This is a genomic window from Nocardia sp. NPDC004604, from assembly GCF_040609795.1.
In the GTDB taxonomy this organism is placed as follows: domain Bacteria; phylum Actinomycetota; class Actinomycetes; order Mycobacteriales; family Mycobacteriaceae; genus Nocardia.
In genome coordinates, this window is sequence record NZ_JBEXLC010000067.1 from 20847 (window position 1) to 46935 (window position 26089).

The 26089-nt window shown below is 64.0% G+C and carries 24 protein-coding genes, 1 other RNA gene and 2 pseudogenes; 6 read left to right on the forward strand and 21 right to left on the reverse strand.

The annotated features are described in order from the left end of the window. Positions 1-4: 4 nt before the first annotated feature. On the reverse strand, positions 5-1201 hold the full coding sequence (locus ABZW16_RS23785; protein ID WP_354958171.1) for a glycosyltransferase: 1197 nt from the start codon (positions 1199-1201) through the stop codon (positions 5-7). A gap of 362 nt (positions 1202-1563) precedes the next feature. On the opposite strand from ABZW16_RS23785, the gene ABZW16_RS23790 reads away from it, so the two are divergent. Beyond that, positions 1564-2019: an ester cyclase gene (locus tag ABZW16_RS23790; protein WP_354958172.1), complete on the forward strand. Its 456-nt coding sequence runs from the start codon at positions 1564-1566 to the stop codon at positions 2017-2019. Between the two features lie 451 nt (positions 2020-2470). Here the strand turns inward: ABZW16_RS23790 and ABZW16_RS23795 are convergent, their stop codons facing one another. Beyond that, positions 2471-4078 carry an ABC transporter substrate-binding protein gene (locus ABZW16_RS23795; protein WP_354958173.1) on the reverse strand — a complete coding sequence of 536 codons (1608 nt, stop codon included), beginning with the start codon at positions 4076-4078 and terminating at the stop codon, positions 2471-2473. A gap of 165 nt (positions 4079-4243) precedes the next feature. Continuing rightward, complete coding sequence (locus tag ABZW16_RS23800) at positions 4244-5143, reverse strand: aminoglycoside phosphotransferase family protein (RefSeq protein ID WP_354958174.1); 900 nt, start codon at positions 5141-5143, stop codon at positions 4244-4246. A gap of 190 nt (positions 5144-5333) precedes the next feature. Between ABZW16_RS23800 and ABZW16_RS23805 the strand changes: the two genes are divergently transcribed. Together ABZW16_RS23805 and ABZW16_RS23810 are read left to right on the forward strand one after the other, a co-directional pair. After that, on the forward strand, positions 5334-5762 hold the full coding sequence (locus tag ABZW16_RS23805) for a phosphopantetheine-binding protein (protein ID WP_354958176.1): 429 nt from the start codon (positions 5334-5336) through the stop codon (positions 5760-5762). 163 nt (positions 5763-5925) lie between these two features. Further along, positions 5926-7677 (forward strand): BTAD domain-containing putative transcriptional regulator, encoded by a 1752-nt coding sequence (locus ABZW16_RS23810; RefSeq protein WP_354958177.1) that lies wholly within the window; start codon positions 5926-5928, stop codon positions 7675-7677. 25 nt (positions 7678-7702) lie between these two features. Here ABZW16_RS23810 and ABZW16_RS23815 read toward each other — a convergent pair whose 3' ends face one another. From ABZW16_RS23815 to ABZW16_RS23890, 16 genes and pseudogenes are all read right to left on the reverse strand, one after another. Beyond that, positions 7703-9031, reverse strand: a complete 1329-nt coding sequence (locus ABZW16_RS23815) for a serine hydrolase domain-containing protein (protein WP_354958178.1) — start codon at positions 9029-9031, stop codon at positions 7703-7705. A 214-nt stretch (positions 9032-9245) separates the two neighbouring features. Further along, complete coding sequence (locus ABZW16_RS23820; RefSeq protein ID WP_354958179.1) at positions 9246-10079, reverse strand: 2OG-Fe(II) oxygenase; 834 nt, start codon at positions 10077-10079, stop codon at positions 9246-9248. 361 nt (positions 10080-10440) lie between these two features. Then, a complete protein-coding gene (locus ABZW16_RS23825) occupies positions 10441-10638 on the reverse strand; it encodes a hypothetical protein (RefSeq protein ID WP_354958198.1) in 198 nt (65 codons plus the stop codon). Further along, the gene (locus ABZW16_RS23830) at positions 10587-10976 is read right to left on the reverse strand and encodes a transposase (protein ID WP_354958180.1); all 390 of its coding nucleotides are present in this window, start codon (positions 10974-10976) and stop codon (positions 10587-10589) included. The genes ABZW16_RS23825 and ABZW16_RS23830 overlap by 52 nt, the downstream gene beginning before the upstream one ends. A gap of 185 nt (positions 10977-11161) precedes the next feature. Continuing rightward, positions 11162-11407: pseudogene (locus ABZW16_RS23835) on the reverse strand (helix-turn-helix domain-containing protein); the annotation flags it as partial. Positions 11408-12068: 661 nt separating this feature from the next. Further along, positions 12069-12439: a transfer-messenger RNA gene (ssrA, locus tag ABZW16_RS23840) on the reverse strand. A gap of 197 nt (positions 12440-12636) precedes the next feature. Then, complete coding sequence (locus tag ABZW16_RS23845) at positions 12637-13497, reverse strand: DMT family transporter (protein ID WP_354958182.1); 861 nt, start codon at positions 13495-13497, stop codon at positions 12637-12639. Continuing rightward, positions 13494-13967 (reverse strand): SsrA-binding protein SmpB, encoded by a 474-nt coding sequence (gene smpB, locus ABZW16_RS23850; protein WP_354958183.1) that lies wholly within the window; start codon positions 13965-13967, stop codon positions 13494-13496. The genes ABZW16_RS23845 and smpB overlap by 4 nt, the downstream gene beginning before the upstream one ends. A gap of 52 nt (positions 13968-14019) precedes the next feature. After that, entirely contained in the window at positions 14020-14268 is a 249-nt protein-coding gene (locus ABZW16_RS23855; RefSeq protein WP_354958184.1) for a hypothetical protein, read from the reverse strand. A gap of 53 nt (positions 14269-14321) precedes the next feature. Next, positions 14322-15401, reverse strand: a complete 1080-nt coding sequence (locus ABZW16_RS23860) for a metallophosphoesterase (RefSeq protein WP_354958185.1) — start codon at positions 15399-15401, stop codon at positions 14322-14324. Continuing rightward, positions 15398-17281, reverse strand: coding sequence for a DNA helicase RecQ (gene recQ / locus ABZW16_RS23865; protein WP_354958186.1), 1884 nt, complete (start codon positions 17279-17281; stop codon positions 15398-15400). Before recQ ends, ABZW16_RS23860 begins: the two co-directional genes overlap by 4 nt. Positions 17282-17382: 101 nt before the next feature. Further along, positions 17383-18288 carry a permease-like cell division protein FtsX gene (gene ftsX / locus ABZW16_RS23870; protein ID WP_354958187.1) on the reverse strand — a complete coding sequence of 302 codons (906 nt, stop codon included), beginning with the start codon at positions 18286-18288 and terminating at the stop codon, positions 17383-17385. Next, on the reverse strand, positions 18288-18977 hold the full coding sequence (gene ftsE / locus ABZW16_RS23875) for a cell division ATP-binding protein FtsE (RefSeq protein WP_354958188.1): 690 nt from the start codon (positions 18975-18977) through the stop codon (positions 18288-18290). Before ftsE ends, ftsX begins: the two co-directional genes overlap by 1 nt. A 193-nt stretch (positions 18978-19170) precedes the next feature. Continuing rightward, positions 19171-20028, reverse strand: a complete 858-nt coding sequence (locus ABZW16_RS23880) for a mechanosensitive ion channel family protein (protein ID WP_354958189.1) — start codon at positions 20026-20028, stop codon at positions 19171-19173. Then, positions 20029-21144 carry a peptide chain release factor 2 gene (gene prfB, locus ABZW16_RS23885; protein ID WP_354958190.1) on the reverse strand — a complete coding sequence of 372 codons (1116 nt, stop codon included), beginning with the start codon at positions 21142-21144 and terminating at the stop codon, positions 20029-20031. It abuts the gene before it with no gap. Between the two features lie 192 nt (positions 21145-21336). Next, positions 21337-22194 carry a helix-turn-helix transcriptional regulator gene (locus tag ABZW16_RS23890; RefSeq protein ID WP_354958191.1) on the reverse strand — a complete coding sequence of 286 codons (858 nt, stop codon included), beginning with the start codon at positions 22192-22194 and terminating at the stop codon, positions 21337-21339. Between the two features lie 130 nt (positions 22195-22324). On the opposite strand from ABZW16_RS23890, the gene ABZW16_RS23895 reads away from it, so the two are divergent. From ABZW16_RS23895 to hisN, 3 genes are all read left to right on the forward strand, one after another. Next, positions 22325-22909 (forward strand): NAD(P)H-dependent oxidoreductase, encoded by a 585-nt coding sequence (locus ABZW16_RS23895; RefSeq protein WP_354958192.1) that lies wholly within the window; start codon positions 22325-22327, stop codon positions 22907-22909. A 255-nt stretch (positions 22910-23164) separates the two neighbouring features. After that, a complete protein-coding gene (locus tag ABZW16_RS23900; protein WP_354958193.1) occupies positions 23165-23287 on the forward strand; it encodes a hypothetical protein in 123 nt (40 codons plus the stop codon). Positions 23288-23385: 98 nt separating this feature from the next. Next, complete coding sequence (gene hisN, locus ABZW16_RS23905) at positions 23386-24171, forward strand: histidinol-phosphatase (protein WP_354958194.1); 786 nt, start codon at positions 23386-23388, stop codon at positions 24169-24171. 102 nt (positions 24172-24273) lie between these two features. On the opposite strand, the gene ABZW16_RS23910 is transcribed toward hisN, so the two are convergent. Together ABZW16_RS23910 and ABZW16_RS23915 are read right to left on the reverse strand one after the other, a co-directional pair. Continuing rightward, positions 24274-25239, reverse strand: a complete 966-nt coding sequence (locus ABZW16_RS23910; RefSeq protein ID WP_354958196.1) for an SMP-30/gluconolactonase/LRE family protein — start codon at positions 25237-25239, stop codon at positions 24274-24276. 320 nt (positions 25240-25559) lie between these two features. Continuing rightward, positions 25560-26089 (reverse strand): annotated as a pseudogene (locus tag ABZW16_RS23915) (hypothetical protein); the annotation flags it as partial.

The following is a 26089-nucleotide window of genomic DNA, read 5'->3' on the forward strand; positions in this document are numbered from 1 at the left end:
GTGCCTATCTGATCGCGTCGATCAGCAACTTCGCTGCCACCGTTGCCCCATCAGCGCGGATCATGCCGGCCACCTCGCTCGCACGCGCTCGGGCGGTGGACGTCAATGCCATGTCGAGAGCGGCGGACAATGACGCTTGATCGGGATCGGCGTCCGCACACGCCGTGCCGATGCCGAGATCGGCCACTCGGCGCGCCCAGTATGCCTGGTCCGTCATCTGGGGTACCACTACCTGAGGCACGCCAGCTCGGGCGGCGGTTGTTGTCGTGCCCGCACCGCCGTGGTGGATGACGGCAGCGACCCGGGTGAAAAGCGCCTGATGGTTCACTTCGCCAACGGCCATGCAGTCGGAGAGGTCGTCGATCAGGGCCAACTCGGCCCAGCCACGAGAGAGGAGCACACGGCGGTTGTGCGCGCGGACTGCTTCGATCGCGACCCGGGCGATGCCGTTGTGCACCCGCATGCTGCCGAAGCCGATATACACCGGGGGTGTACCCGCGTCCAAGAACGCCGCCAACTCGACGGGGAGAGGGCGTTCGTCGGGAACGATCCAGGCACCGGTCTGTACGACATTCAGACCGGGTGATTCTGGCCATGGCCCCAGAACCGGGTCTGCCGCCAACCACGGGCGGTCGGTGACGACATGGTCGCGCACATTGCCCACTGGTGGCAGCCCGAGGGCCGCCCGGCCGGCATCCAGCGCCTCGCCGAACTGCGCGTTCCAACCCTGGGCGTCGATCTCCCACAGTAGTTGGTTGCCAATCGCCTCCGGCGCGGGCCGCTCGCCTGGCATCCGCGGCATCGGCGGATGATGCGGCGAGGGCAGGCTGGTCGGCTGGTAGCTCGCGTACTGGTAGTGGATTCCCAGTTTCTCAGCGGCCGACCGGGCGGCGAGTTCCGTAATGCCGGTTGCTATTACCGCATCGCATCTTGCGGCTGCTGCGGGGATCGTGTCGAACTGAACTGCGGGCCACTTGTCTACGTAGTCCAACATATCCGCCATCGAGGCTCTTGCACCATCCGAACCCGGTATCGGCGGCCCCAACGGCACCAGCGGCACGCCCAGCTCGGTGAAACGCCTCTCGAAGTTCGGTGGCGCGCACACCCGCACCTGGGCTCCGAGCTCCTGCAGCCCCAGCGCGAGCCCCAAGGCCGGCTCGATATCGCCGCGTGTCCCGCTCGCCGACAAAAGCACCTGCACGCCGTCACTCCTTTTCGCATGTTCCGGCGTGGACCGTAGTCGGCCATAGGAAGTCCGGCGATCAAAGTGTCCCCACCGGTGATGATGGCACCGTGCTCGCAGCCGACCTGGCGGTCGTGAGCACCTCGGCCCCGCGTCCGGCTAATTGTTACCGCAGTTGACCCCGCACCCCCGAGGTTGGCGGTACCCGCCGTACGACCTTGTGACCGCTGTATCGATTGCGGGGCGGAAATGGTCGGACCAGCGGAGATATCGCCCACCATTGCTGTGACCGAAATGTCGGTCAGGATATGAAATGGCTGCTGAAGTACTAAGATGTCTGCGAAGGTAAGCGAGTCGGCCACGTGAGGCGGTGATAACGCATGGTGACACAGCGCGACGAACACCGATCCCTGTACCTGTCTTATCTCGAACGCTGTAACGAGCACGATTCCGATCGAATGGCGTCATTTTATACGTCACCCATCAAGGTCAATGACGTCCCTATGGATCCAGCCGCCGTTGCGGCGCAATTCTCGGATCTCTTCGCCGCATTTCCGGACTGGCATTGGGAGATGCGGAACCTGCTCGTAGACGGCGACTATATAGCGGCGCACTTCACCGTAACCGGCACCCACCGGGGGAATTTCCATAGAATTGAGGCAACCGGTCGTCGGGTGACTATTTCCGAGTTCACTCTTTATCACCTCGAAGACGGCAAGTTCGCCGAGGTCTGGGACCTCTCCGATATGGACGCGTTGATGAGGCAGATCGGGCAGGGCGAACACCGGACGGCCACCGCCGACGAAGGTGGCACAGCGGATACCCGACATCGCTGAGCGCGTCTGGGTTCCGGTCACACACACGATGCGGCACGGCGAATAGCCCTGGCGGGCATGCCCCGCGCCTACCACGATGTCCACGGCCTGGCGAGTGGCGGTGCCACAGCGGGAGGCAGATGTGGTGGTCGGCGAACTCGTCGGCGATCGGGAACGCATCGGCGGCGCCGTACTTCTGTCTCGGTGCACCTCTTGCCAGACCGGCGGCCCGTACGGCATTGTCGGCCTTATTCAACCGGTTCCCGCGCTTGCGCTTGGCCTGCGACCCCGCCACTATTCCCTACAGCCCGCAATTCATCACCTGCGGGCCACTCGCCTTACCGGTGTTCCTCGAACCCCGCGGGTAGCGCCGGGAGTCGCCGGTGGCACCTATGCAGTTTCCGCGAACAAGGCTGAAAACCGATGCGGCGGGCGCACTTTCGCCGCGCACCCGCTGCATGTCGGTTCGGAACTACTTCTCGATGCCCTCGAAGTCGAACAGGCCGTTCCACGCGAGATCGGCCTTCTTCACCTTCTCGGATCGACCGGCCGCGGCCACGTAGTCGAACAGCGGAATATCGGCCATATCTTTCAGCAGCAACGCCTGTGCCTGCCCCACGATCTTGTACGATTCCGCCAGCGTCGGCGCGGCGAGCGCGGCGTCGAGCAGATGGTCGAATTCGGGGTTGTTGTAGTTGACGTTATTGGTATCGGAGAAGCTGTAGTACTGCGAGGTCAGGAATTGCAGCATGGTCGGGTAATCACCTTGCCAGCCGTACCGGAACGCCTTACCGATCGTCTTGGCGTTGATCAGATCGCGAATGTTCTTGAAGGTCGGATAGGGCACACCGACCGCATCGATGCCGAGTACATTCTTCACGCTATTGGCCACGGCCTCGACCCAGCCCTGGTGGCCGCCGTCGGAGTTGTAGGCGATCTCGTAGCGACCCGACCACGGTGAAATGGCATCGGCCTGTGCCCACAGCTTCTTGGCCTGTTCCGGATTGTAGTTCAGAACCTCGACGCCGGGCAGGTTTTCATCGAATCCGGGCAGGGTGCGTGCGGTGAAATCGCGGGCGGGCTTGCGGATGCCGTGGAAGATGTTCTCGCAGATCTGTTCCCGATTGATCGCCATCGACAGCGCCCGACGCCGGAGCAGTCCCTCCTCGCCGCCGAAGTGCGCAACATTGGTCTGGATGCCGACGGCCTGTTTATAGGCGATCGGCTTGGTGATCGCGCGGTCGCCCAGATCCTTCTTATAGGTCGACATGGCGCTATCGGGCACGATATCGAGGGTATCGAGATTGCCCGCCTGCAGATCCGAGTACGCCGTGTCATAGGACTGGTACATCACGAAGCGCAGGCCCTTGTTCTTCGGCGGGCGTCCGCCCTTGTAGTACGGATTGGGCACCAGATCGATCTTGACGTTGTGCTCCCACGCGCCCGGGCGCGCGAACTGGTACGGACCATTGCCGATCGGGTTCTCACCGAACGCCTTCATATCCTTGAACGCGGCCTCGGGCAGCGGATAGAACGGCGCGAAGCCCAACTCGGTCTCGAAATCGATGGACGGCTGCTTCAACGCCACCGTAAAGGTTCGGTCGTCGACCACCTGCAGACCCGACATGGTCTGCGCCGTCGGCTTTTCCGCCGACACGTCGTCGAAGCCGATGACGGGTGCGAACACATAGCTCTGCAACTGCGCATTGGTGCCGAGGGCGCCGTAGTTCCAGGCATCGACGAACGACTTCGCCGTCACCGAGGTGCCGTCGGAGAATTTCCAATCCGGTTTGATGGTGATCGTGTAGGTCTTGCGATCGGAGGTCTTGATCGACTCGGCCATCTCGTCGTGCGCGATACCATTCGCGTCGTAGTACTTCAGCCCCGCGAACAGCCGGTCCACGACCCGGCCGCCCATATTCTCATTGGTATTGGTCGGCACCAGCGGGTTCTGCGGCTCACCGCCATTGGTGGTGACGATACCGGAATCGGCACTGTCACTCGATGAGCATGCGGCCAGTCCGAGGCTTGTGGCCAGCAGTACCGCCGCGGTCGACGCTATAGCCCTGTTGAATCTCAACGCATTCTCCCATGCTCCACTTTGGAATGCCTTTGGACAGTAGCCATTCGAACCGGCGTTGTCTCGAAATCCACCGATCACCGGATGATTTCGCGATTGCCAGGATTTCACCGAGCCGGAGCACGGTGGGCAATGCGACGACCTCGGCCATGATGTCGCCGCCGGTTATACCAGCGCCGTCCAGCCGCTCCACGGCCGTGGACCGATATCGCCACGGACACAGGCCAACCGCAGTTCCGCCTGCTCCCGGTAGGCGGAATTCGCGGCGGCCGCCTGCGCCGCCATCGTCGCCATCCGGAACTCCCGAATATCGCGCAATAGGTAGTAGCCGTCCCAGCGCATCACATCGCTGCCGTAGCCACGGCAATACTGCGCGTACTGCTCGTCGGTGATCCAGCCGAACGACGCACACTCGATCGCCGCGTGCACCAGATCCCATTCCGGCGGACCGATCGACAACTGCCCCGGATCGAGCAAGATCACGCTGCCGTCCTCGGCGACAACGACATTGCCGCTCCACGCGGCGCCATGGACAACACACCAGGGCCGCCCAGTCGGCAGCGCGGCCCACCGCCCGCGCAGTTCCGCCAAATGCCCACGCAACCAGGACCTATCGTCGGCACTCATGGTGTGTGCCGCGGCAATGCGTTCATCGAGCCCGACAAAGGGCGCCACCTGCCCGAACTCCAGATCGGTCGGCGGCGAAAGTCCGTGCAGCCGCGTCAGCGCCGCGGCCACCTCCGTGGGTGTGCCCGCGCGGTGCCGCGGCAGCGCATGCCAGTAGGTCACCGCACGCCCGTCCACCACCACCGGCTGCCGAATATTGGCAACGGCCCGCATCACCGGGACTCCGGCGGATGTCAACCACCGGGCGACATCGACCGCACGTCTGGCCGCGCCCTCCTGTCCCGGCGTGCCGATCCGCACCACCACGCCGTCGGGCAACCGGTAGTCGACCTCTTCGCTGACTCGACCCAGTTGCGCACCCGCGGCATTGATTCCAGCGCTCACACAGGCGGCCCGAAGAATCGGTCCCGTCCCGTTGCCCCGCCGCATCGCGGTCATAGCCCAATGGTAGCGGTTGGATCCCCCGAATTATGTTGATTCACAATCAATCTGATCCAAGGGCCACCGCACCGATCGAAATGTTGCCCTGGAGTTGCCATGTGAGCGACCAGCTCGGCGAACAGGCTGTTTGGATCGGCTCGAGGTCTGCTCGAGGTCCGCGCCTAGGTGCAGGAGCCAGAGTCGACCCATGAGAGCCGAAGATCTTACGGCCGTGGTCATCACGTCCGTCGCGGACGCGATCGGCCTGGAAAAGATCCGAATTCATCCAGAGTCGACGCTGATCGGCGATCTCGGCGCCGAATCGATCGACCTGCCGGATATATGGTTCCGCATCCACCGGGATTCCGGAGTCGAGATCTCCGGCGACGATGTAGCCGCACTGTTGCGGGGAGATATTCCCGACGATGAGTTCGGTGGCGAGGCGGTCAGCGAGATGGGGTTGGCCCATCTCGAGCGAGTGTTGCCGCAGTTCAACAGTGATTCGCTGACCCGCCCGCTGCGCAGTGGTCAGGTGCTCGAGTTGGTAACTGTCGGCAATCTGCTCGATCTGGTGCATCGGCTTGCGGCACAAGAAAGAGGCCAGGCCGAGTCGGTGGAGGTGGGTGCCGAACTCTGAATACGGGTAACGGGCCGTGGCGGGGGCGGCCCGTTGCCATTCGGCCCACTGCGGACCGCAGTGATGCGTGTTACGCTGCGCACTCGAAATGAACGGCAGTGTTCACGGATCTGATTTCTCGGTCTCGGTGGAGGAAATGATCGAATTCAGACTATTGGGGTCCGTGGAGCTCGTGATAGATGGCAAGACCATCGATCTGGGTCCGTCCAAACAGCGCGGCATTATCGCGGCGATGCTCGCGGAGCCGGAACGCCCGATCTCGACCGAAGCCCTGGTGGACCGCGTGTGGGACGATCCACCGGACACCGTCCGGCATTCGGTGTACACCTATATGACGCGGCTGCGCCGGATATTGCGCACGGCAACCGCACATTCCGAGGAAACGGCGGCGATCGGCCGCACCGTCGGTGGCTATCGACTCGACGTCGATCCCAACCGAATAGATCTTTTCGAATTCCGCCGACTGCTGAACCGATCTCGGGCAATGGATGCCAACCATCCCGATCGCGCCGACCTGCTGGCATCGGCCCTCGCCATCTGGCGCGGCGAACCGCTGGCCGGGCTGGACAGTGATTGGGCCCTGCGCTTCCGGGAAAGCCTGCGCCAGCTCCGCCACGAGGCGCTCGTCGAATGGGCGGATGCCAGTCTGCGCCTCGGCCAGCTGAAAGTGGTGGCCGCCGAACTACGCAAGGCGCTGTTGGAGAGTCCGCTCGCCGATGATCTACACCAGCGCCTACTGACCGCCTACTATCTGGATAACCGCGGCGCAGAGGCACTTTCGCACTACGACCGCATGCGACGCCGCTTCGCCGCCGAACTCGGTGTCGATCCCGGCCCACGGCTGCGCGAACTGCACGAACTGCTGCTGGGTAGGCAGGATCCCAATACCGCTGTGGTAATACCGATTTCGACCCGTCGTTCCGCACCAACTCCTCCTACGAACACTTTTCGCGGCCGTACCACCGAAATCGCATGCATACAACGAACACTCGCAGAGCCGAGCGCAACCGCGGTTCTGATCACCGGCAGCCCGGGAATCGGCAAGTCCGCCTTGGCGGATCACCTGACGAACCTACTGCGTGACCGCTTCCCCGACGGCGTGCTGCACGTGGATCTGGGCGGTACCACCACCCCCGCCGACTCGTCGGACGTACTCGAACAGCTACTCCATCAGCTCGAAATCACCCACATCCCAACTGATCTCGCTGCCCGTCGCGCTCGCTACCTGGCCGCCCTATCCGAACGGCGTATGCTGGTGGTCCTCGACGACGCCGCCGCCGACACGCAACTCACCCCCTTACTCCCGGTCGGCCCGCAGAGTGCGACTCTCGTCACCAGCCGAATCTCGCTGGGCCCACCCAACATTCATCGCGTAGTACTGAACGAACTATCCATGAGCGAAAGCATCGAGGTTCTGGAAGCCGTCCTCGGCCCCGACCGGGTCGGGGCCGAGGAATGGGCCGTCAGCGCCCTGACCCGCTGCTGCTCCGGCATCCCCCTGGCGCTGCGGGCCGTCGCCGCCCGCCTGACCGCCCGCCCCCACTGGACCATCGTCGAACAACTCGGCCGAATGTCCGACGAAGAACAACGCCTCAACGAATTCACCTACGGCCCTTACGACATCCGCCGCAGCCTCGCGGCAACGGTAGACCGCCTGACCCCCACCACCGCCGCCGTCTACCACCACCTGGGCACCGTCCTAACCCCCCGCGAACTCTTCAACTCGGTAGCCCTCCCCACCGGTACCGACCTATCCGCCCTCGACGAACTACTCGCCGCCCACTTGATCTCCGTGGTCCCCTCCCCCAACACCAGCCACCCCCACTACACAATGCTCGAAATCCATCGCCTGTACGCCAAACAATTGGCCACCCGGGCACTTGTCGCCGATCCGCCCGAAGCCATCCTGGCCTGATCCACGACTTGTGTCGAGGCAGTCGTCACCGGCCGGAGGTTGTCGTTTCCGTGGAACTGCTCGGCGGCGCCGTCGTACTCGTAGTCGCCGCGGCCGGATCTCGCCCTGGCACGGCATCGGCACCGTAGAAGACCGGCAGCATGGCTTTCAGCAGTACCAGCGCCGACCCCTCACCCGACGGTACCGTCGCGAGGTTGGTGCAGATCGCGATCGTGAGATCCGACACCGAGTCGTAGCCCATGAACGTCATGAATCCCGGAATCTGACCGTCGTGACCGATGAGGTGGGGACCGAATCGCGCAATGCCCAGACCGTATCCGGCATTCTCCGGGTCGGTGGGATCGATCGGCTGAATACTGTCCAGCCGGGTCTTCTGCATCTTCGCGTCCAGCAGTCCGCCGCCGACGAGCGCCTTCACATAGGTGGCCAAATCTTCGGCCGTCGAGATCGCGCCGCCAGCGGTCCACGCCCATGACGGGCTCGCGTTTGTCTCATCGTTCGGTTTGAGGGTGCCTGCGACCGCCGCGGCTTGTTCCGCGGCGGGAAGTGCGAACGTTTCGATGGTGGAGACATTGGTGCCGAAGGAATAGCCCTGCGGGTGCGGATCCGGAATCGAAGAGTCCGCTACCGCGGGCAGCGACATGTGCTTCAGCCCGAGCGGTTCGAAGATATGCTGCCGAAAACTCTCGGCAGCAGTCATTTTCGTGACCTTCTCGATGACCAGCCCGAGCAAGATCGTATTGGTATTGCTGTACTCGAACTTCTCCCCGGGCTGGAAGTCGACCGGATGCGCGAACGCGATCGCCAGCAACTCTTCCGGCGTCCAAACCTTTTGCGGTTCGCTGTCGAGGGTGGCATTGAACTCCGGATCGAACGTGTAACTGTATAGACCACTTCGCATTTCGGAGAGCTGCGCAATAGTGATCCGATCACCGTTCGGCACCCCCGGCCAGTATTTGTCAATGGGATCATCGAGCGCGAGCTTGCCCTCCTGCACCAACCGCAGAATCACCGTCGCCGTCATGGTCTTGGTATTACTGCCCACCCGGAAGTAGTCACCGACCGACATCGGCTCACGCGCATCGACACTCCGACTACCGAACGCCTCGCTCCAATCCCCTTGCTTCCCCGACCTGACAACCACCACCGCCCCCGGAATAACGTTGTCCTTCATCACCGTCGCTATCGCCGATCTGAGACCTGCGACATACGCGGGCTCAGCATGCGCCCCTCCCGACACAGTCGAATGCGTACTCCCAGAGCTCCCACCGGAATCCGTAGCAGTCCCGCAGCCCATCACAATCAACAGCCCCGCAGCCGCAACACACGCAGCGATACCCATCCGATGTCCCATAACTCTCCGCCCAAGGTTTGCTGGAACGTGGCTATGTAGCGCGGCCACCATAACCCCACACCACACCGCCTCGGGCAGAAAGGCCACACCCCAAAAGCCCTCATTCGCCGGTCGGCGTCACGTCGTTGGACTCTGTACACACCGACCGCAGCGGCCCGGGGACCGCGGCCCCGAATGGGCGTGCCAGGGTGGATCCGGGGGCGCGAGCCGCATCTCAACCAGAGTAGCGATAGCGGCGCATCCATTTGGTCATGATCCATTTTTCGCCGGCGAGCACCGGCGCTCCGGCATGCTTTGTCGCCGGGTCGAGCTGTCCGAGGTTATTGAAGTATCGGAAATACACCGCATGGCCCCTGCGAGGGGAGATCGAAATTCCCGCCTCAGGAAAGACGGTGTCACCGCCGCCTTCGACGTCGTTGAGGTAGACCACGAGAGTCGCGATCCTTTGGCCGCCGCGAGCGATATGGGCGGCGTGGCCCGGCTGGTCCGGCGGAAAGTAATCGAAATGGGAACGGTACTCGCCTCCGACCCGGTACCGAAGAATTTGCAGTCCCTCGCCGTTTTCCAATGGCCAATTCATCAGGGCGGAGATCCGCCGATCGATCCGGTCGATCAATGGGGTCTCGGACAACTGGAAATACGTGCCTTCGCTGGTGCGATTCCTAATTATCTCCGGACGCCCGGTGTCGGAGTCGACGATCGTGGACCGCTGCAATTTACCTTCGGACAGCTCGATTATTTGATCACACTCCTCGGCGGAGAGTACATTGCCGAACACGATCAGCTGCGGCCGCTCTACCCGCATCACCGAGTAGATCGCGCGGTCGTGAGCGTGAATAGTTCGATCGGTCGAAACGGGACACATATCATACTCATAGCGCGAGTAAACTGGAATCTGTCCCGCCAACAAAGCATGCACCGCCGCCGTGGCCACATCTTTGTCGAAACCACCGTTGATCATTGATTCGACTATCGATTCGACAGAACAGCCCCGGGCGAGATTTTCCTGCAGCCAGTCCCGCCACGAAGCATCCATTACCATTGTCATATTCGCAGAGCTTATGTGCCGATACCCCGCACAGCCACTTTCCATTGCTGGGAATTAAGCTTCCGAAGGTGCCTCCACGGCTGCGACGTTGTCGGCTCTTGGCGCTGTGAGCCGAGGTGGTCAGGCTGGCCGAAGAAGCGACTGCCGCCGGAGGAGACAGCTCAGATCGTCGCCAAGTATGCCGCTGGCGCGTCGACGGCTCAGCTGAAAGTGGAGCATCATATGGCCAAACGGACGGTGGCGAAGGTGCTGCGAGAGGCGGGAGTACCGATCCGACCGCGTGGAGGCCAGCGCCGCAGCTGAACTCGAGGCTCCAACCGAACCATGAGACTCACCCAAGGACCCGAGAATCTAGGCCTCGTCAAGCAACCTTGGGTAGGTAATCGGGTCGCCGGATCTTGGAATTGACGGCGAACTCGCGTTTGGGTTGGGCGTGCTGGTTGTACCAGCGGATGTAGGCACCGATCGCGGTGTCCTCTTCGTCGTGGCTGCGGTGGTGGGGGCCGTTCAACGCGAAGTAACGCAGAGCCGCGAATTCGGATTCGATCCGTTCAGCCACGATGAATAGGTCAGCAGGAACACCAGTTCCACGTCGTTGGCTCCAGCCCAGGTGACCTCGGCTCGCTTGTGCGAGGAGAAGTTGTCGGCGATGACGTAGAGCCTCTCACCGGGCCAGCGCGCCCGCAGTGACTTCAACAACGACAGGAATTCCCACCACCGTTTACGATCCCGAATCCGATAGCGGATCTTGCCGGTCGCCAGATCCAGAGCACCGAGCAGGTGCCGCACCCCCTGTGTGCGCCGGTAGGTCGCACACAACCGCTTCGGGTTCCGTCGCCCGAACCAGCCACGACCAGCGCGGGTTGCAGGTTGAGCGGCCCGAACTCGTCCACGCAAACCACCCGCCCGTCGGCAGGCGGATGGTCGTAGAGATCGAGTACCCAGTTCATCTTCGCGGTGAACTCGGGGTCGCTACCCGCTTTCCACGTCTTTACCGCCTGCCACGACACCCCCTCGGCCCGCAGGATCTGACGCAGAGTTTCTCGACTGATATCAGCGATCCCGTTGCTGGCCAGTACTTCTCGTAGTTTCGACAAACTCCACACCCAGAACGGCCAACCCAGATCCCGCAGACAGCACCGGGCGATACAAGCGATGCGTTCACGCGTCGCCCGATTCACCCTCTTCGGCCTGCCCCCGCTCCATTTTGGGTCCAAAGCCTCGAACCCCCGTTCATTGAAATCGTGGATCACCTGCCGCACATACGCTTCGCTGACCTGCGTCAACCTCGCGATCGCAGGAACTGGTTGCCGCTGGGCAGAGGCCATCACCTCGATCACTCGCCGCGTCCGGATCGGTTGTCTGCTCGTCTTGGTGATCTTCTGCAACCAGCGCCCTCCTCCGGGGTCACCACCCGCACAAACACTTCCGGCTTCCGGGCCAACAGCACCACCTCCACCGGCAGCATCACCCGCCACGTGTCCTGGATCAACCCGACACCCGGTTGCCGAGGCAACCTACTTGGCGACGCACTAGCGGCCGATGGCGCCGATCCGCTTGCATGTAACGACCACACGTAAGCCTGCATTCCAGATCATGAAAGTCTTTGTGGTGGTATGGGGTACAAACCGAGGCCGTCCCACTACTGACCAATCTCCAGCAGCGAGCCCTGCTCTACCAGGAGGAATTCATCCGCCGAGTGCTACGCAGCACCGACCCGCATGAATGAGAGACCTTCTTCGGCTGGGCGAACCACGAGCCGGCCACTGCACCGATCCTCGAGCAAATACTGGGGGCCACGATGGAACCTGTGGCCACACTGATCGAGGATGGTCCGCAATGGAACCAGACGCGAGGACTGATCTCTGCGCTGCACGAAGAGTTCCCTATGTCGATGGTCAGGTGTTCTGATCGAAGTCACCAGCTAGCCGGATTAGTATCCGCGCCCCCATAACGACAAAGGCCCGGTCCGAATGGACCGGGCCTTTCGAGTGGAGCTGCCGGGAATCGAACCCGGGTCCTCCGCCGTGTCTTCAGGGCTTCTCCGTGTGCAGTTCGCTAGGTCTCTACTTGGATCTCCGGGTCTCGCGAACAAGCTCGGATGACGATCCCAGTCACTGTTGGATGTCCCGTCCGGCTCCGCGACCGAGTCGGACGGTAATTCCCTCTAGCTGATGCCAGTACCCGGGTCGAGGGACGAACCCGGACTGACAGAGACGCCTGCTACTTAGGCAGCGAGGGCGTACTCGCGCTGATTGGAATCGGCGCTTAATTGGTTGCAACGACGCTTACGGTGGTCTCTTGCCTGCACCGACACGCTTCCCCTGAATCAACGTACGCAGTCGAAACCGTTCAGCCCCGTACGTCCCGACACCTTGTCGGGCTAGTTATGTTAACACTCGGCCATGCCGGGTTCATTCCATTATTCCCATAACCGATTTCAGGCCTCTGACCTGCTCGGAAGCAGAGTCGGGCGCAGCACGCCGCGATGTCACTGCCGCCCATCCAGCCCCATCAGTCGCTCCTGCATCCCGCGCTCAGGACCCCGGCGAAGCGATCAGGCCGCCGCGATCAACCCGACCGAGCCGAGCGCCAGCATCATCCCGACCTGCTGCTGTCGGCCGACCCGCTCACCGAGCAGGACCATCGCGAGCAGGACGGTCGCAGCCGGATACAGCGAACCGATCACGCTGACCAGCGACAGCATCGAGCCATGGAAGGCGTACAGCAGCGCGGCATTCGCGATGGTGTCCAGCACCGCGATATAGGCCGCCAACCGCAGTGGTTCACCGCGCAGCGGCTGGAACTCCCCTGCCGATAACGCGATCAGCCAGACCATCGGACTTGCCGCGCCACGTTGGGCCAGCAGCGGCCAGACCCCGGCGCTCGCGTGTGTTTCGTGTAGGAAGACGAAGGCGAGTCCGAAGGCCGCGCCCGAGCCGATGGTGAGCAACGCGACTTTTCTGGTGAACCGCAGCTCACGCCCGCCGGTGATCTCTTCGGTGACATCATCGGGCGATTCTCGGCTGACCAGGTATACCGCGCCGAGTGCGAACACGATGCCCGCAATGGCGAGCGGGCTGGGGCGCTCGCCGATCACCAGGCCGACCAATACCGGAATTCCCGCGACCAACAGCGCCGTCAGCGGCGACACCACGGCCATCGGGCCGCTGGCCAGCGCGGCATAGAACCACCAGACCGCGAGGCCGCTCGCGATACCGGCCGCCAGTCCCCACAGCATCGATGCGGTGTCGGGGGTGCCACCGATCAGCGGTAGCAGCACGAGGACGAACAGCGTCGACATCGGATAGGAAACGATCACGACGCGCAGGGCGGTCACCCGCCGTGACGCCACACCACCGAAGAAATCACTCACGCCGTAGCCCACCGCGGCCACCAGCGCCAGTAGCACGGTCAACGCATGCCTTTGATGCGCCGTCCCAGCTCGCGGGTGACCTCGCGCTCGGCGGTGCGCTTGGCCATATCCTGCCGCTTGTCGTAGTCCTGCTTACCCTTGGCCAACGCCAGCTCGACCTTGACCTTGCCGTCGGAGAAGTACATCGATAGCGGCACCAGCGTCTGGTTGCCCTCACGCGATTTGCCGACCAGCCGCTCGATTTCACGCTTGTGCAGCAGCAGCTTGCGCACCCGTCGCGGTGAGTGGTTGGTCCAGGTGCCGTGGCTGAACTCTGGAATGTGCAGGCCGCGCAGCCACACCTCGCCGTTGTCGACGGTCGCGAAGGCGTCCACCAGCGAGGCCTTACCCTCGCGCAGACTCTTGACCTCGGTACCGACCAGCGCGATCCCGGCCTCGTAGGTGTCCAGGATCGTGTAGTTGTGCCGCGCCCGGCGGTTGGTCGCGATGACCTTGCGCCCCGTTTCCTTCATAACGGTCAACTTTAAGTGACTCGGCAACCGGATTATTCCGCGCCCGCTCCCGCTAGCCCCCTGGCCGGACCAGGAGGTACAGCACGAGCACCGCAATGAAGGCCGCGACCAGCAATAGCGTGGTCACACGTGGCAGACCGCGTGGACGCGGTGGCGGCGGCGGGCGATGGCGCAGCCAGACCGAATCCACCGCGGGGTCGTGGGTGCCGCGGCGATAGGGCGGCGTATCGCCGGGGTCGCTCGGTGGGGAGCCGCCGAGGTCGGGCCCGTCGTCGGCGGGGCGGTGATCACCGGATGCCATAGCGTGCACGGTAGCCGCCGCAACGGTCCGATGCCGCGCAATTCCGTTGCGATTCAGGCAAGTCGGCGCGCGAACGCCTCGGTGGCGGCACCGCTGGCGAGATCGACGGTGACCACGGTCAGGTCGGCGCTGCTCGCGGTGAGGTCCATGATCATGAAGCCGAGCTCGTGATAGTTCTCGAAGAGCGCGGCATTGCCCGAGCCGCCGGGATTCAGCTTCGGTTCGGCGGCCACGGTTTTGGCGGCCGCGCCGGAGACCAGCTGGCGGGTGCCCTTCGATGCGGGGGTCGGCTCGAGCACCTGGAGCGAGTGATCGTGGCCGGACAGGATGAAGTGGCAGTTGCCGACGATATGGTCGTCGAAGAACCGCTTCACGTGGATGCCATTGATGGGTGCCACGGACAGCCCCTCGTAGCGGCCAGCGTCACCGTGCGGACCGTTGTTGAGATAGGGGTGGTGAGTGCAGGCGATCTTCCACTTGGCGGGTGATTCGGCGATGGCGCGATCGAGCCAGGCGCGCTGCTCGTTCATGAACTGACCGTCGACCTCCCAGTACGGTGCGAAAATCGGCGGCACGTACGAGGCGAGCGGATTCACATCGAGGACGAAGAACTCGACCACCGGCTGCTGCTCGGGCACCCGAACCGAGTAGTACCGGCTCGGCATCCACCAGCGCGGCGAATTCGCGTGGTACTCGACCTCATTGTTGCCGCGCAAAAGCCAGCCACCGTCGCCGCCGAGGACCGAACTGTTGTCGTGATTGCCGAGCACCATCAGCCACGGGAAATCCAGTCCCGCATTGGGGTTTTCGAATTTCTCGGCGAACTGGACGTCGACCGCGCTGTTCGGGCCGCTCTCGTAGATATTGTCACCGAGCCCGAGGGCGAGTGAAAACGGTTGGCGGCGATGGTAATCCCGCATAGCATCGGCCACGGCCCATTGGGTGCGAGTGCCGGTGCCCGCGTCGCCGGTGATCAGCAGGCGCACGCTACGGTCGGTTGGAAAGTCGAATTTGGTGACGCCCGGGGCGACCGGAACCGCATCGGCGGGCGATAGACCGACCAGCGGTGCACCCGCCGCAGCGGCGGCCGCGCCCGCCAGAAATCCACGTCGCCCGATCAGATTGTCGTTCATGCCCCGGCCTCTCCGGCCAGGACAGCCAGCACACCTTCACCGTATTTCGCCAGCTTGTTCTCACCGACGCCGCCGACCGTGCCGAGTTCGGATAGGTTCGCGGGCCTGCGGGCGACGATCTCCCGCAACGTCGCGTCATGGAAGACGACGTAGGCGGGCACACCCTGTTCCTTGGCCGTCGCGGCCCGCCACGCGCGCAATTTCTCGAAGACCGGCACGTCCGCGGCCGCCAGATCGACGGCCGGTGACTTGCCCTTCGCCGTCTTGACCGCCCTGGCCGGTTGCGGCGCGCGCTCGGGCTCGCGCCGCAGCAACACTTCCCTACCGTCGAACAGCACCTCATTGCTCGCCTCGGTGAGGGTGAGCACCCCGTAGTCGCCGTGTACGGTCAGCAGACCCTGTGCGAGCAATTGCCTTACGACACCGCGCCATTCGACATCACGCAGATCGGTGCCGATCCCGAAGACCTTCAGCTCATGGTGATCATATTGCAACACTTTGGGATTCGATTTGCCGAGCAGAATATCGACGATATGCCCTGCACCGAAGCTCTGTCCGCGTTCACGTTTCAGACGCAGCACCGTGGACAGCACCTTCTGCGCGGGCACCGTACCGTCCCAGGACTGCGGCGGAGTCAGGCAGTTATCGCAGTTACCGCAGGCCTGTCCCGGCTGCCCGAAGTACGCCAGCAGCTGGGTCCGCCTGCAGGACACCGTTTCACACAGTGCGAGCATCGCGTCCAGATGCAACTGGAGCTGTCTGCGATGCGCGGCGTCGCCATCGGAGGAGTCGATCATCTTGCGCTGCTGTACCACGTCGGCGAGCCCGTAGACCATCCAGGCGGTCGACGGCAGTCCGTCGCGCCCCGCGCGCCCGGTCTCCTGGTAGTAGCCCTCCACCGACTTCGGCAGATCGAGATGGGCGACGAAGCGCACATCCGGCTTGTCGATGCCCATGCCGAACGCGATGGTGGCGACCACGATGAGGCCGTCTTCGCGCAGGAACCGCGCCTGGTTGGCGGCGCGGGTGCGCGAATCCAGGCCCGCGTGATACGGAACCGCGGCGACGCCGTTCTCGGTGAGGAAGGCCGCGGTCTTCTCCACCGAATTGCGCGACAGGCAGTAGACGATGCCCGCGTCCCCGGCATGTTCGGCCTTGATGAACTCCAGCAACTGCTGATCCGGCCGGTTCTTGGGTTCGATCCGGTATTGGATGTTCGGTCGGTCGAAGCTGGCGACGAAGCGCCGGGCGGAGCCGAGGTCGAGCCGCTCGACGATCTCGTCGCTGGTCTTGGCCGTCGCGGTCGCGGTGAGCGCGATGCGCGGCACTTCCGGCCAGCGCTCGTGCAGCATCGACAGGGCCAGATAGTCGGGGCGGAAGTCGTGACCCCACTGCGAGACGCAGTGCGCCTCGTCGATGGCGAACAGCGCCACCTTGCCGCGATCCAGCAGGGCGGCGGTCGACTCCAGGCGCAGCCGCTCCGGGGCGAGGTAGAGCAGGTCCAACTCCCCCGCGACGAATTGGGCCTCCACCATCCGGCGCTCATCCGGGAACTGGGTGGAGTTCAGGAATCCGGCACGCACGCCGAGCGCACTGAGCGCATCCACCTGATCCTGCATCAATGCGATCAGCGGCGATACCACTACACCGACACCGGGACGCACCAGCGCGGGCACCTGATAACACAGCGACTTACCGCCACCGGTCGGCATCAGCACCAATGCGTCCCCGCCGCCGACCACATGCTCGACGATCTCCCGCTGATCGCCACGGAAGCTGTCGTAGCCGAATACCCGACGTAGAACTTCTTGTGCCGCACCGGATTCGGCGACCGGGTCGCCGGCGGTCAGAACAGCCGCGAAAGCATCGGGGGATTCCACCCGGCCCATCCTACGAGCGCGGTCGGACAACTGAACCCCTACATCGGCGCGGATCACAGGTGCCGCGCCGAGTTCTCCACCTGTGGATAACCGAATTCGTCCTAGTCGCGGACGTAGTACCGCAGGGTGCCATAGGCCGTTATCGCGGCGAATACGATGCCGAGTGGCGCGACGGTCAGCGCGACCAGGGCGATGTCCTCACTGGTGATGTGCGGGAAGACGTTGCTATTGAACAGCGCGCCCAGCCCCCGATTCACCACCAACGGCTGCGCGAGGAACAGGCCGACGACCGCCAGTAACGACCCCGCCAGCGCCGCGACCACCGCCTCCAACAGGAACGGCAACTGGGTATACCAGCGCGTCGCGCCGACCATCCGCATGATGCCGACCTCTTCTCGCCTGCTGAACGCTGCGATCTGCACCATATTCGCGATCAGCAGCAGCGCGGCCAATGCCTGCAGGCCCGCCAAGGCGAATGCGGCGTTCCGCAGCCCGTCGAACACCCCGACCAGCCGGTCCACGGTGTCCTTATCGTTGAGCACGCTCTGGATGCCGGGCTTATCGCGGAAGGTCTGGTAGATCCGCGGATACTGGTCGGCATCGGTCATCTTCACGCGCAATGACGCGGGCAGCCGGGTGTCCTTGATCATGTCCAGCATTTCGGGCTGATCCTTGAAGGTCACCTCGGTGGCTTCCTTCATCGCCTCATCGCTGTTGACGAACTGGACCGAGACCACCCCATCGGTCTTCTTCAGATCCTGCATCAGCAGCTGACACAGTTCCCGGGAGCAGTCCGTATCGGTCGCCGAGACCAGGTCGGAGAGATAGAGCCGGATCTCGACCCGGTCCATGAAGTAGCTCTGGGTCTTATCCGCGATCCGCAGGGCGAGCAGACCGCCGCCGAGCATGGTCAGCGATACCGCGGTGGTCAGGATCATCGCGATGGTCATGGTGACATTGCGACGCAGGCCGGTGATGACCTCGTTGAACAGGAATCCAGCGCGCATTACCGACCCACCCCGTACACGCCGATCGCTTCATCGCGAATCAGCCGGCCCCGGTCCAACTCCACCACCCGCTTGCGCATCGCGTCGACGATGTGATTGTCGTGGGTCGCCATCACCACGGTGGTGCCGATCCGGTTGATCCGCTCCAGCAGCAGCATGATGTCGCCACTGGTGTCCGGATCGAGGTTGCCGGTCGGCTCGTCGGCGAGCAGGACCAGCGGCCGGTTCACAAAGGCCCTGGCGATCGCCACGCGCTGCTGCTCACCACCGGACAGTTCATGCGGCAGCCGGTCGGCCTTGCCGCCGAGCCCGACCATATCGAGCACCTCGGGCACAGTCCGGTCGATGAACTGGCGCCGTTTGCCGATCACCTCCAGCGCGAATGCGACATTCTGCGCGACGGTCTTCTGCTGTAGCAGCCGGAAGTCCTGGAAGACGCAACCCATGCGCTGACGCAACTTCGGCACCTTCCGCCCGGGTAGCCGGTCGACCCGGAAATCGGCGACCCGAATCTCGCCCGCGGTCGGGGCCTCCTCCTTGAGCAGCAGTCGCATGAAGGTCGACTTGCCCGAACCGGACGGGCCGATGATGAAGACGAACTCGCCTTTACCCACATCGACGGTGATGTTGTCCAGCGCGGGTCGCGTCGAGGTCTGATACGACTTGGTCACGTTCCGCATAGCGATCACGGCTAGCCAGTGTAACCAGCAACCGCCGCGCAGCCACCAGCTACATCATGGTCAATGCCCGGGGATAGCCGTATTCACCACCGCGGGAACGATGTTGAGTTTTTCGGGCGATTGCACGATCGGTTGATCGGGCTTGACGAACAGGTACAACACGAACGTGGCGATCCAAGTTGCCAGCAGGATCGCCGTGGATCTACGTGGTCTCACTGATTCCCTCCCGGCGCAGCGCCGCGGCGACTCGCACCCGCAACTCGCGACCGACTTCGAATTGTTTGCCTGGCAACGTTCTAGCAACCATTCGGATGTTCATCTGGTCCACTGTCAGATCCTCGACGCCCATTACGGTGGGCTCGTCGAGCAGCAGCGGCTTCAACTTTCGGTCCTCGTACGCCCTTGTACCGACCTCGTGCAGGATCTCGTTGACCCGGGTGATATCGGCGCTGGCCGCGACCGGTACATCGATGGCAGCGCGCGCCCAATCCTTCGACAGATTCGTGACTTTCACGATCTGGCCGTTGGGCACGGTTATCACCTCACCATCGGCATTGCGCAGTGTGGTGATCCGCAACGTGACGTCCTCGACCGTACCCTCGGCCTGCTCCGCGGATCCAGTTACGGCGATGCGAACCACATCACCGAATCCGTACTGCCGCTCGGTGATCAGGAAGAATCCGGCCAGAATGTCCTGCACAATGCGCTGCGCGCCGAAACCGAGCGCGGCGCCGAGCACGGCCGCTGGCGCAACCAGGCCAGTGACACCGAAGCCGAACCGGCGCAGCACCTCGATGCCGACCAGGACGTAGACGATCGTCAATATCACCCAGGTGACGACCTGGGCCAGCGCATGCCGGTGCTTGGCCGCCTCGGAGCGCACCAGGGCATCGCTGCTGCGGAAGCTCGCGTCGATCCTGCGGGTGATCCGGTCTCTGATAAAGGTGGCGAACCGGCTGAACAGCATCGCCCCAAGGATGTACAGGACGATCTCTAGACCGGAGGACCGCAGCCAGGTGGTGAAGTCGGTGGACGTGGAGAAAGCCTGGGGTACGTCCAACTAGCTCGCCTGCTCTCGCATTCGCCAACGAATTCCGGATTCGATGAAACCATCGATATCACCGTCGAGCACGGCACTCGGATTGTTGACTTCATAGTTGGTGCGCAGATCCTTGACCATCTGGTACGGGTGCAGCACATAGGAGCGCATCTGGTTGCCCCAGGACGCACCCTCGTTGGTCTTGAGCGCGTCCATTTCGGCGCGCTCCTCCAGTCGCTTGCGCTCCAGCAGTTTGGCCTGCAGCACGCGCATGGCCGAAATCTTGTTCTGCAGCTGGGATTTCTCGTTCTGACAGGTGACCACGATGCCAGTGGGGATATGCGTGAGCCGCACGGCCGAGTCGGTGGTGTTGACGCTCTGACCGCCCGGACCCGATGAGCGGTACACGTCGACGCGTACCTCGCCCTCCGGAATCTCGATGTGGTCGGTGGTCTCGACCACCGGCAGCACCTCGACCTCGGCGAAGGAGGTCTGGCGGCGGCCCTGGTTGTCGAATGGGCTGATCCGGACCAGCCGGTGCGTGCCCATCTCCACCGAGAGGGTGCCGTAGGCGTAGGGCGACTTCACCGCGAAGGTGGCGCTCTTGATACCCGCCTCTTCGGCATAGGAGGTGTCGTAGACCTCGACGGCGTACTTGTGCCGGTCGGCCCAGCGGATGTACATGCGCATCAGCATCTCGGCCCAGTCGGCAGCGTCTACACCACCCGCGCCGGAGCGAATGTTGACCAGCGCCTCGCGCTTGTCGTATTCGCCGGAGAGCAGGGTACGGACCTCCATTGCCTCCACATCGCCGTGCAGTGTGGCCCGTTCGGCATCGGCGTCGGCGAGCGCGGCCACCCTGGCCTCGCCCTCCTCTTCCTCGGCCAATTCATAGAGCACCGACAGATCGTCGAGCCGCTGCCGCAGTTCCTCGACCCGGCGCAACTCGCTCTGGGCATGCGACAGCTCACTGGTGACCCGCTGCGCGTGCTCCTGGTTGTTCCACAGATCGGGATCGACGGCCTGGTGCTCGAGCTCATCGATCCGTCGACGCAGCTCCTCGACATCGAGGACCGACTCGACGGTCTTAAGAGTTGCGTCGAGTTCGGCGATATCAGCGGAAACGTCAGGATGCACGATGCTCAAGCCTACTGGGCGCGGTTGAGACGGTGAAACACACGGGCACCTGGCGGCGCCGGTGGTGCTCCCGACACCTGCCTCGGCCGACGGCCGACGCATGCGCTTTTCGCGTGAACACGGCGGAGACGGCCCGTTTCGGCGGAAAAGTGCGTGCTCAGAGCCATCGACGTCGGGGTGACGGAGCCGTCGTCAGCCGGAAACGGCACGCAGCCGACCCGGGCGGCGACCGGCGAGGGCATCCAGCGCGGTGGCGGTGGCATCGTCGGCGGGGAGGTAGACGATCAGTTGCTGATCGTCGTCGGCGGAGAGTTCGAGGGTTTCGTAGGTGAGGCGCAGCGCGCCCGCCTCGGGGTGGCTCAGGCGAGTGGTGCCGGTGGCGGCGGCGAGGCTGGGGACGGATTCGACGCGGCGGGTGAACTCGGTACCGGCGGCGACGGTGAGTTCGTCGGCCAGGGCCGCGACATGCGGATCGGCGCGGAGCGGGCCCTGTTTCAGCGCGGCGACCAGCTCATCGGCGATGTGGTCCCAGTCGGGATAGGCGGCGCGGGCGCGCGGGTCGGTGAAGACGAATAGCGCGAGATTGGCGCGGTGCGCATGGTCGAGCAGTCCGATCGGTGCCATCAGGCGCGCATAGCCCTCGGTCCAGGCGAGCACTTCCCGCAGCCGGTTGACGACCAGTGCGGGCGCGGGCTCGAGGCGATCGAGAATGGCGCGAACCGTGGCGCGCACCTCGCGCGGCGGCTGCGCGCCACCCATGCAGCTGAATCCGGGGTCGGCCCCCTTGATGAGCCGGTGCAGGTGGACGCGTTCACTCGGCGCCAAGCCGAGTGCGTCGGCGAGTGCGGACACCACCGAAGGAGACGGTCGGCGGTCGCGGCCCTGTTCGAGTCGCGTGATGTATTCGACACTCACTCCGGCCAGGGTGGCCAGTTCGGCGCGGCGCAGGCCGGGGGTGCGGCGGCGCGGTCCGGTGGGTAGCCCGACCTGGGCCGGCGTCACCGCTTCACGGCGGGTGCGCAGGAACAAGCCCAACTCGTTATTACTCACGACTCGACGGTACAAGCGCGGTCGGCGCGGAGGGTGTCCCTGCCACTACCACTCTTCGCGCGGTCTTCCTGGTCGCGACGCCGGGCAGCAGATTTGGACTCGAACAACCTCGTGATCGAAGGAGAACACCATGTCCATGTTGAAGCTCGCGGTGATCATCGGCAGTGTCCGCGAGGGACGCTTCGCACCGGCCGTCGCCTCCTGGTTCGTCGAGCAGGCCGCCCGCCACGGCGCATTCGAGGTCGACCTCATCGACCTCGCCGAGGCCGAACTGCCACTGGCACTGCCCGCGGTCTCCCCCATGATGGAGCCCGATCCGGAGCGCCCGGCCGGAATGACCGACCTCACCAGGCGACTCGGCGAAGCCGACGCATTCGTCATCCTGACCCCCGACTACAACCGCAGCTACCCGGCCTCGCTGAAAGCGGCCATCGACTGGCACTTCACCCAATGGGACCGCAAGGCAATCGGTTTCGTCGGCTACAGCGGCGCGAGCGGCGGCCTGCTCGCCATCGAACACCTGCGCCAGGTCTTCAACGAACTCAATGCCCACACCATCCGCAACTACGTCACCTTCCCCCGCTACTACCTGCTCTTCGACGCCGAGGGCAAGCTCCTCGAACCAGCGGAACCCGCCGCGGCCGCAACGGCCATGCTCGACCAATTGCACTGGTGGGCAACCGCCCTCACCACCGCCCGCTCCGCCGCCGCGTAACAACCGCCCGAGCGCCCCTGCCACACCCACGCACCGCTCGTGCACAGGCTGGACACCGGCCGCCCCATGGAATGGCGGCCGGTCGGCAGGGATGTCGGCCAGCCGGGCCGGACGGAGATGACGCATTGCTCGTGACTACCTCGCACGCAGTACGGCCTATCTCCGGTGACAGCCCTGACATGGCAGTGACAGGACATCCCGGCCACTGACGGGTCGGTCGCTGAGTGTTTGTCGATGGGCCAGAAGGTAGTCACGATGGAGCAGAGGCTTGCCGCGGTGTTCGCTTATGTCGCTGCTGGGCGTGCGACGGTGGTCAGGTGTGTGTCGATCTATGCGGCAAGTTTGGCGGTGTGGGCCTGGGCACTCGCGCGGGTCTGACCGACAACCGCGGCGTTGCCGAGCTGCCGACGGACGAGCGTGCGTGCCAGGGTGACGTCCTGTCCGGAGGGGTGGCGGGCTGGGGATAGGGTTCGGGGGTGGCTGATTACTCCTCCGATCTCGAACTTGCCCTGCGCTTGGCCGATGTGGCCGATGGGATTACCCGGGCACGGTTCGGTGCGCTGGATCTGAAGGTGGATTCGAAGCCGGATCTGACGCCGGTTTCGGATGCGGATCTGGCGGTGGAGCAGGCGATTCGGGAGGTGCTCACGCAGCAGCGGCCCGAGGATTCGGTGCTCGGTGAGGAGTTCGGCGGCGATGTCGAGTTCACCGGACGCCAGTGGGTGATCGATCCGATCGATGGCACCAAGAACTTCGTGCGCGGGGTGCCGATCTGGGCCACATTGATCTCACTGCTCGAAGACGGCGTTCCGGTGGTCGGCGTCGTGAGCGCACCCGCACTGACCCGGCGCTGGTGGGCCGCGGCCGGTTCCGGCGCCTTCGCCAGCTTCGATTCCGATGCGCCGAAACCGATTTCGGTCTCCGCCGTCAGCGACCTCGGCTCCGCCAGCCTCGCCTTCTCCAGCCTCTCCGGCTGGCACGATCGCGGCCTCCGCGAAAAATTCCTCGATCTCACCGACAACGTCTGGCGCGTCCGCGGCTACGGCGACTTCTTCAGCTACTGCCTCCTAGCCGAGGGCGCAGTAGACATAGCCACCGAACCCGAAGTCTCCCTCTGGGACCTGGCCGCCCTCGACATCCTCATCCGAGAAGCAGGCGGCCACTTCACCTCCCTGACCGGCACCCCCGGCCCCCACAACGGCAACGCCCTAGCCACCAACACCCTCCTCCACCCCCAAGCCCTCTCCCACCTCCACCCCTGATCCATCAAGAATGCGCTCATGCAGGCAAACGTCGAGTGACCACCCGCATCAGCGCATTCTCACCGAATGGGTGGTGGTGGTTTCGGTTGGGGGGTGGGGGGTTTAGCGTCTTGGGTCGGCGGGGGTCAGGTCGATTCCGGGGGGTGGGCGTAGGCGGCGCAGGGTGCCGTCCATGCTGGTGACGTATAGGGACCAGGTGTTGGCGTCTCGGGCGATTCGTACGGAGGTGGCGCCGTCCGGGGGGTTGCGGAGCGGGGCGGGTTTGATCAGGCCGGTGATGATCGTGCATGCGGTGCCGGTGGCGGGGTCGATCTGGTAGACGGCGCCCTGGATGTGGTCGGCGACGAAGAGTTGGTCGGCGCGGGTGGCTTCCATATCGTCGGGCAGCGCGATCATATTGGGGGCACCGGTGACGACGGTCGGGTTGTTCGGGTTATCGAGCGGGACGCGGAAGACGCGCAGGGTCATATTGTCGGTGTAGATCGACTTACCGTCGGGGGCGAGTGCGAGTCCGTTCGTCCACGGCAAGTTGGACCAGCCCTTTGTGTACTCACCTGTCGACGGCCGGTACCGCGAGATACCGGTCGCCGGGCCGGAGATCCCGATTGTGGCGAACAACAGGTCACCGTCGGGTAGTTCCAGAAGTCCGTTCGGACCGGACAGCTCCGTGAGCAGAATCGTCACCGCACCGGTGTCGATGTCATAGCGGCGCAAGGTGCCCGGCGCCTCCGCCAGACCATCGCCGGTGAGGAAGTAGACGGACCGCCCGACGACGCGCACTCCGGCCGGGTTATCCAGCCCGGTGACCAGCTTCTCGAACGTGCCAGCGGCATCGATATGAGCGAGGTACCCGTCCTGGATCCCGGTGACATAGAAACCGCCAGCACCATCGGTATCGAGATTCTCCAGATTCCCGACTCCGCTGACGATCGTCGATACGTCCCAGCCATCCGCACACGATCCGGCGGGCGTCTGCGCCTCGGCCGAACCTCCGGTAACGATGCCCGCCGCAACGGCCGCTGTCAGCACCGTTGCCCTTAGTCGCCGCCGCCGCGGCCGTCTTGCCATGCGGCACAACCTAACAGCCGTGCGGCCATATCGCCCGGGGCGGACATCCCGCCCCGGGCGACTCGGCTTACGGAGTGAACAACATGCCCATCAAACTGACGATCCCGGAGACGAACTGATCGAACATGCGAATCACCATGACATCTCCTTACTTGTGCGGTGGAAAGACAGTCTCGGCAGAGGGCGCGACCGAGCGCTGCGGGCGGCACCTTGTCGACAGGAGTCGATCGATCTTCGTAGCCGGTGGGCACGCGGATGGCTCCCAAACCAATTTCTCGCAAACCAATTTCTCGGCAACCACGATCATTCGAGGTGACCCGTCAGCCCAGGAGTTTCGCCTGTGGCCACAGTTCGGACCAGGGCGCTCGTGGTACGCGGCAGACGAACAGCGGCTGGCCCTGCTCGTCATTGTCGATGCCGAGACCGTTGTCGATGCGACCGACGGGTTCGACCTCGGCGAAATACCGTGTTAGCTGGTCACGGTCGAGGCCGACGGCGATGACCGCGGTGGCCGTATCACTGGGTGGGCCCCACCACCAGTAGGAGTTGTGGCCGCTGTGCGGTGTGGGCAGTCCGTATGCACCGCCGAAGCGCTCGATCGCGCCCGCCTCGCCGTAGTTGGCGGTGAGGATGGCGATATCGGAGCCGACCGTGGCGCGCACCTCGGCGATTCGGCGCACGAACTGCGGCCAGCCGATGGTTTCGCCCGCGTCGTAGTTGATCGCGAGCACCGGCGAATCCTTCAACTTCGCAATGGGCAATACCGGCAGGAACAGTACCGCCGACACCGCCGCATTCACCGCGAGAACCGAACCGATTGCCGCCCAACGGATTCGCCGATTCGCAAGCC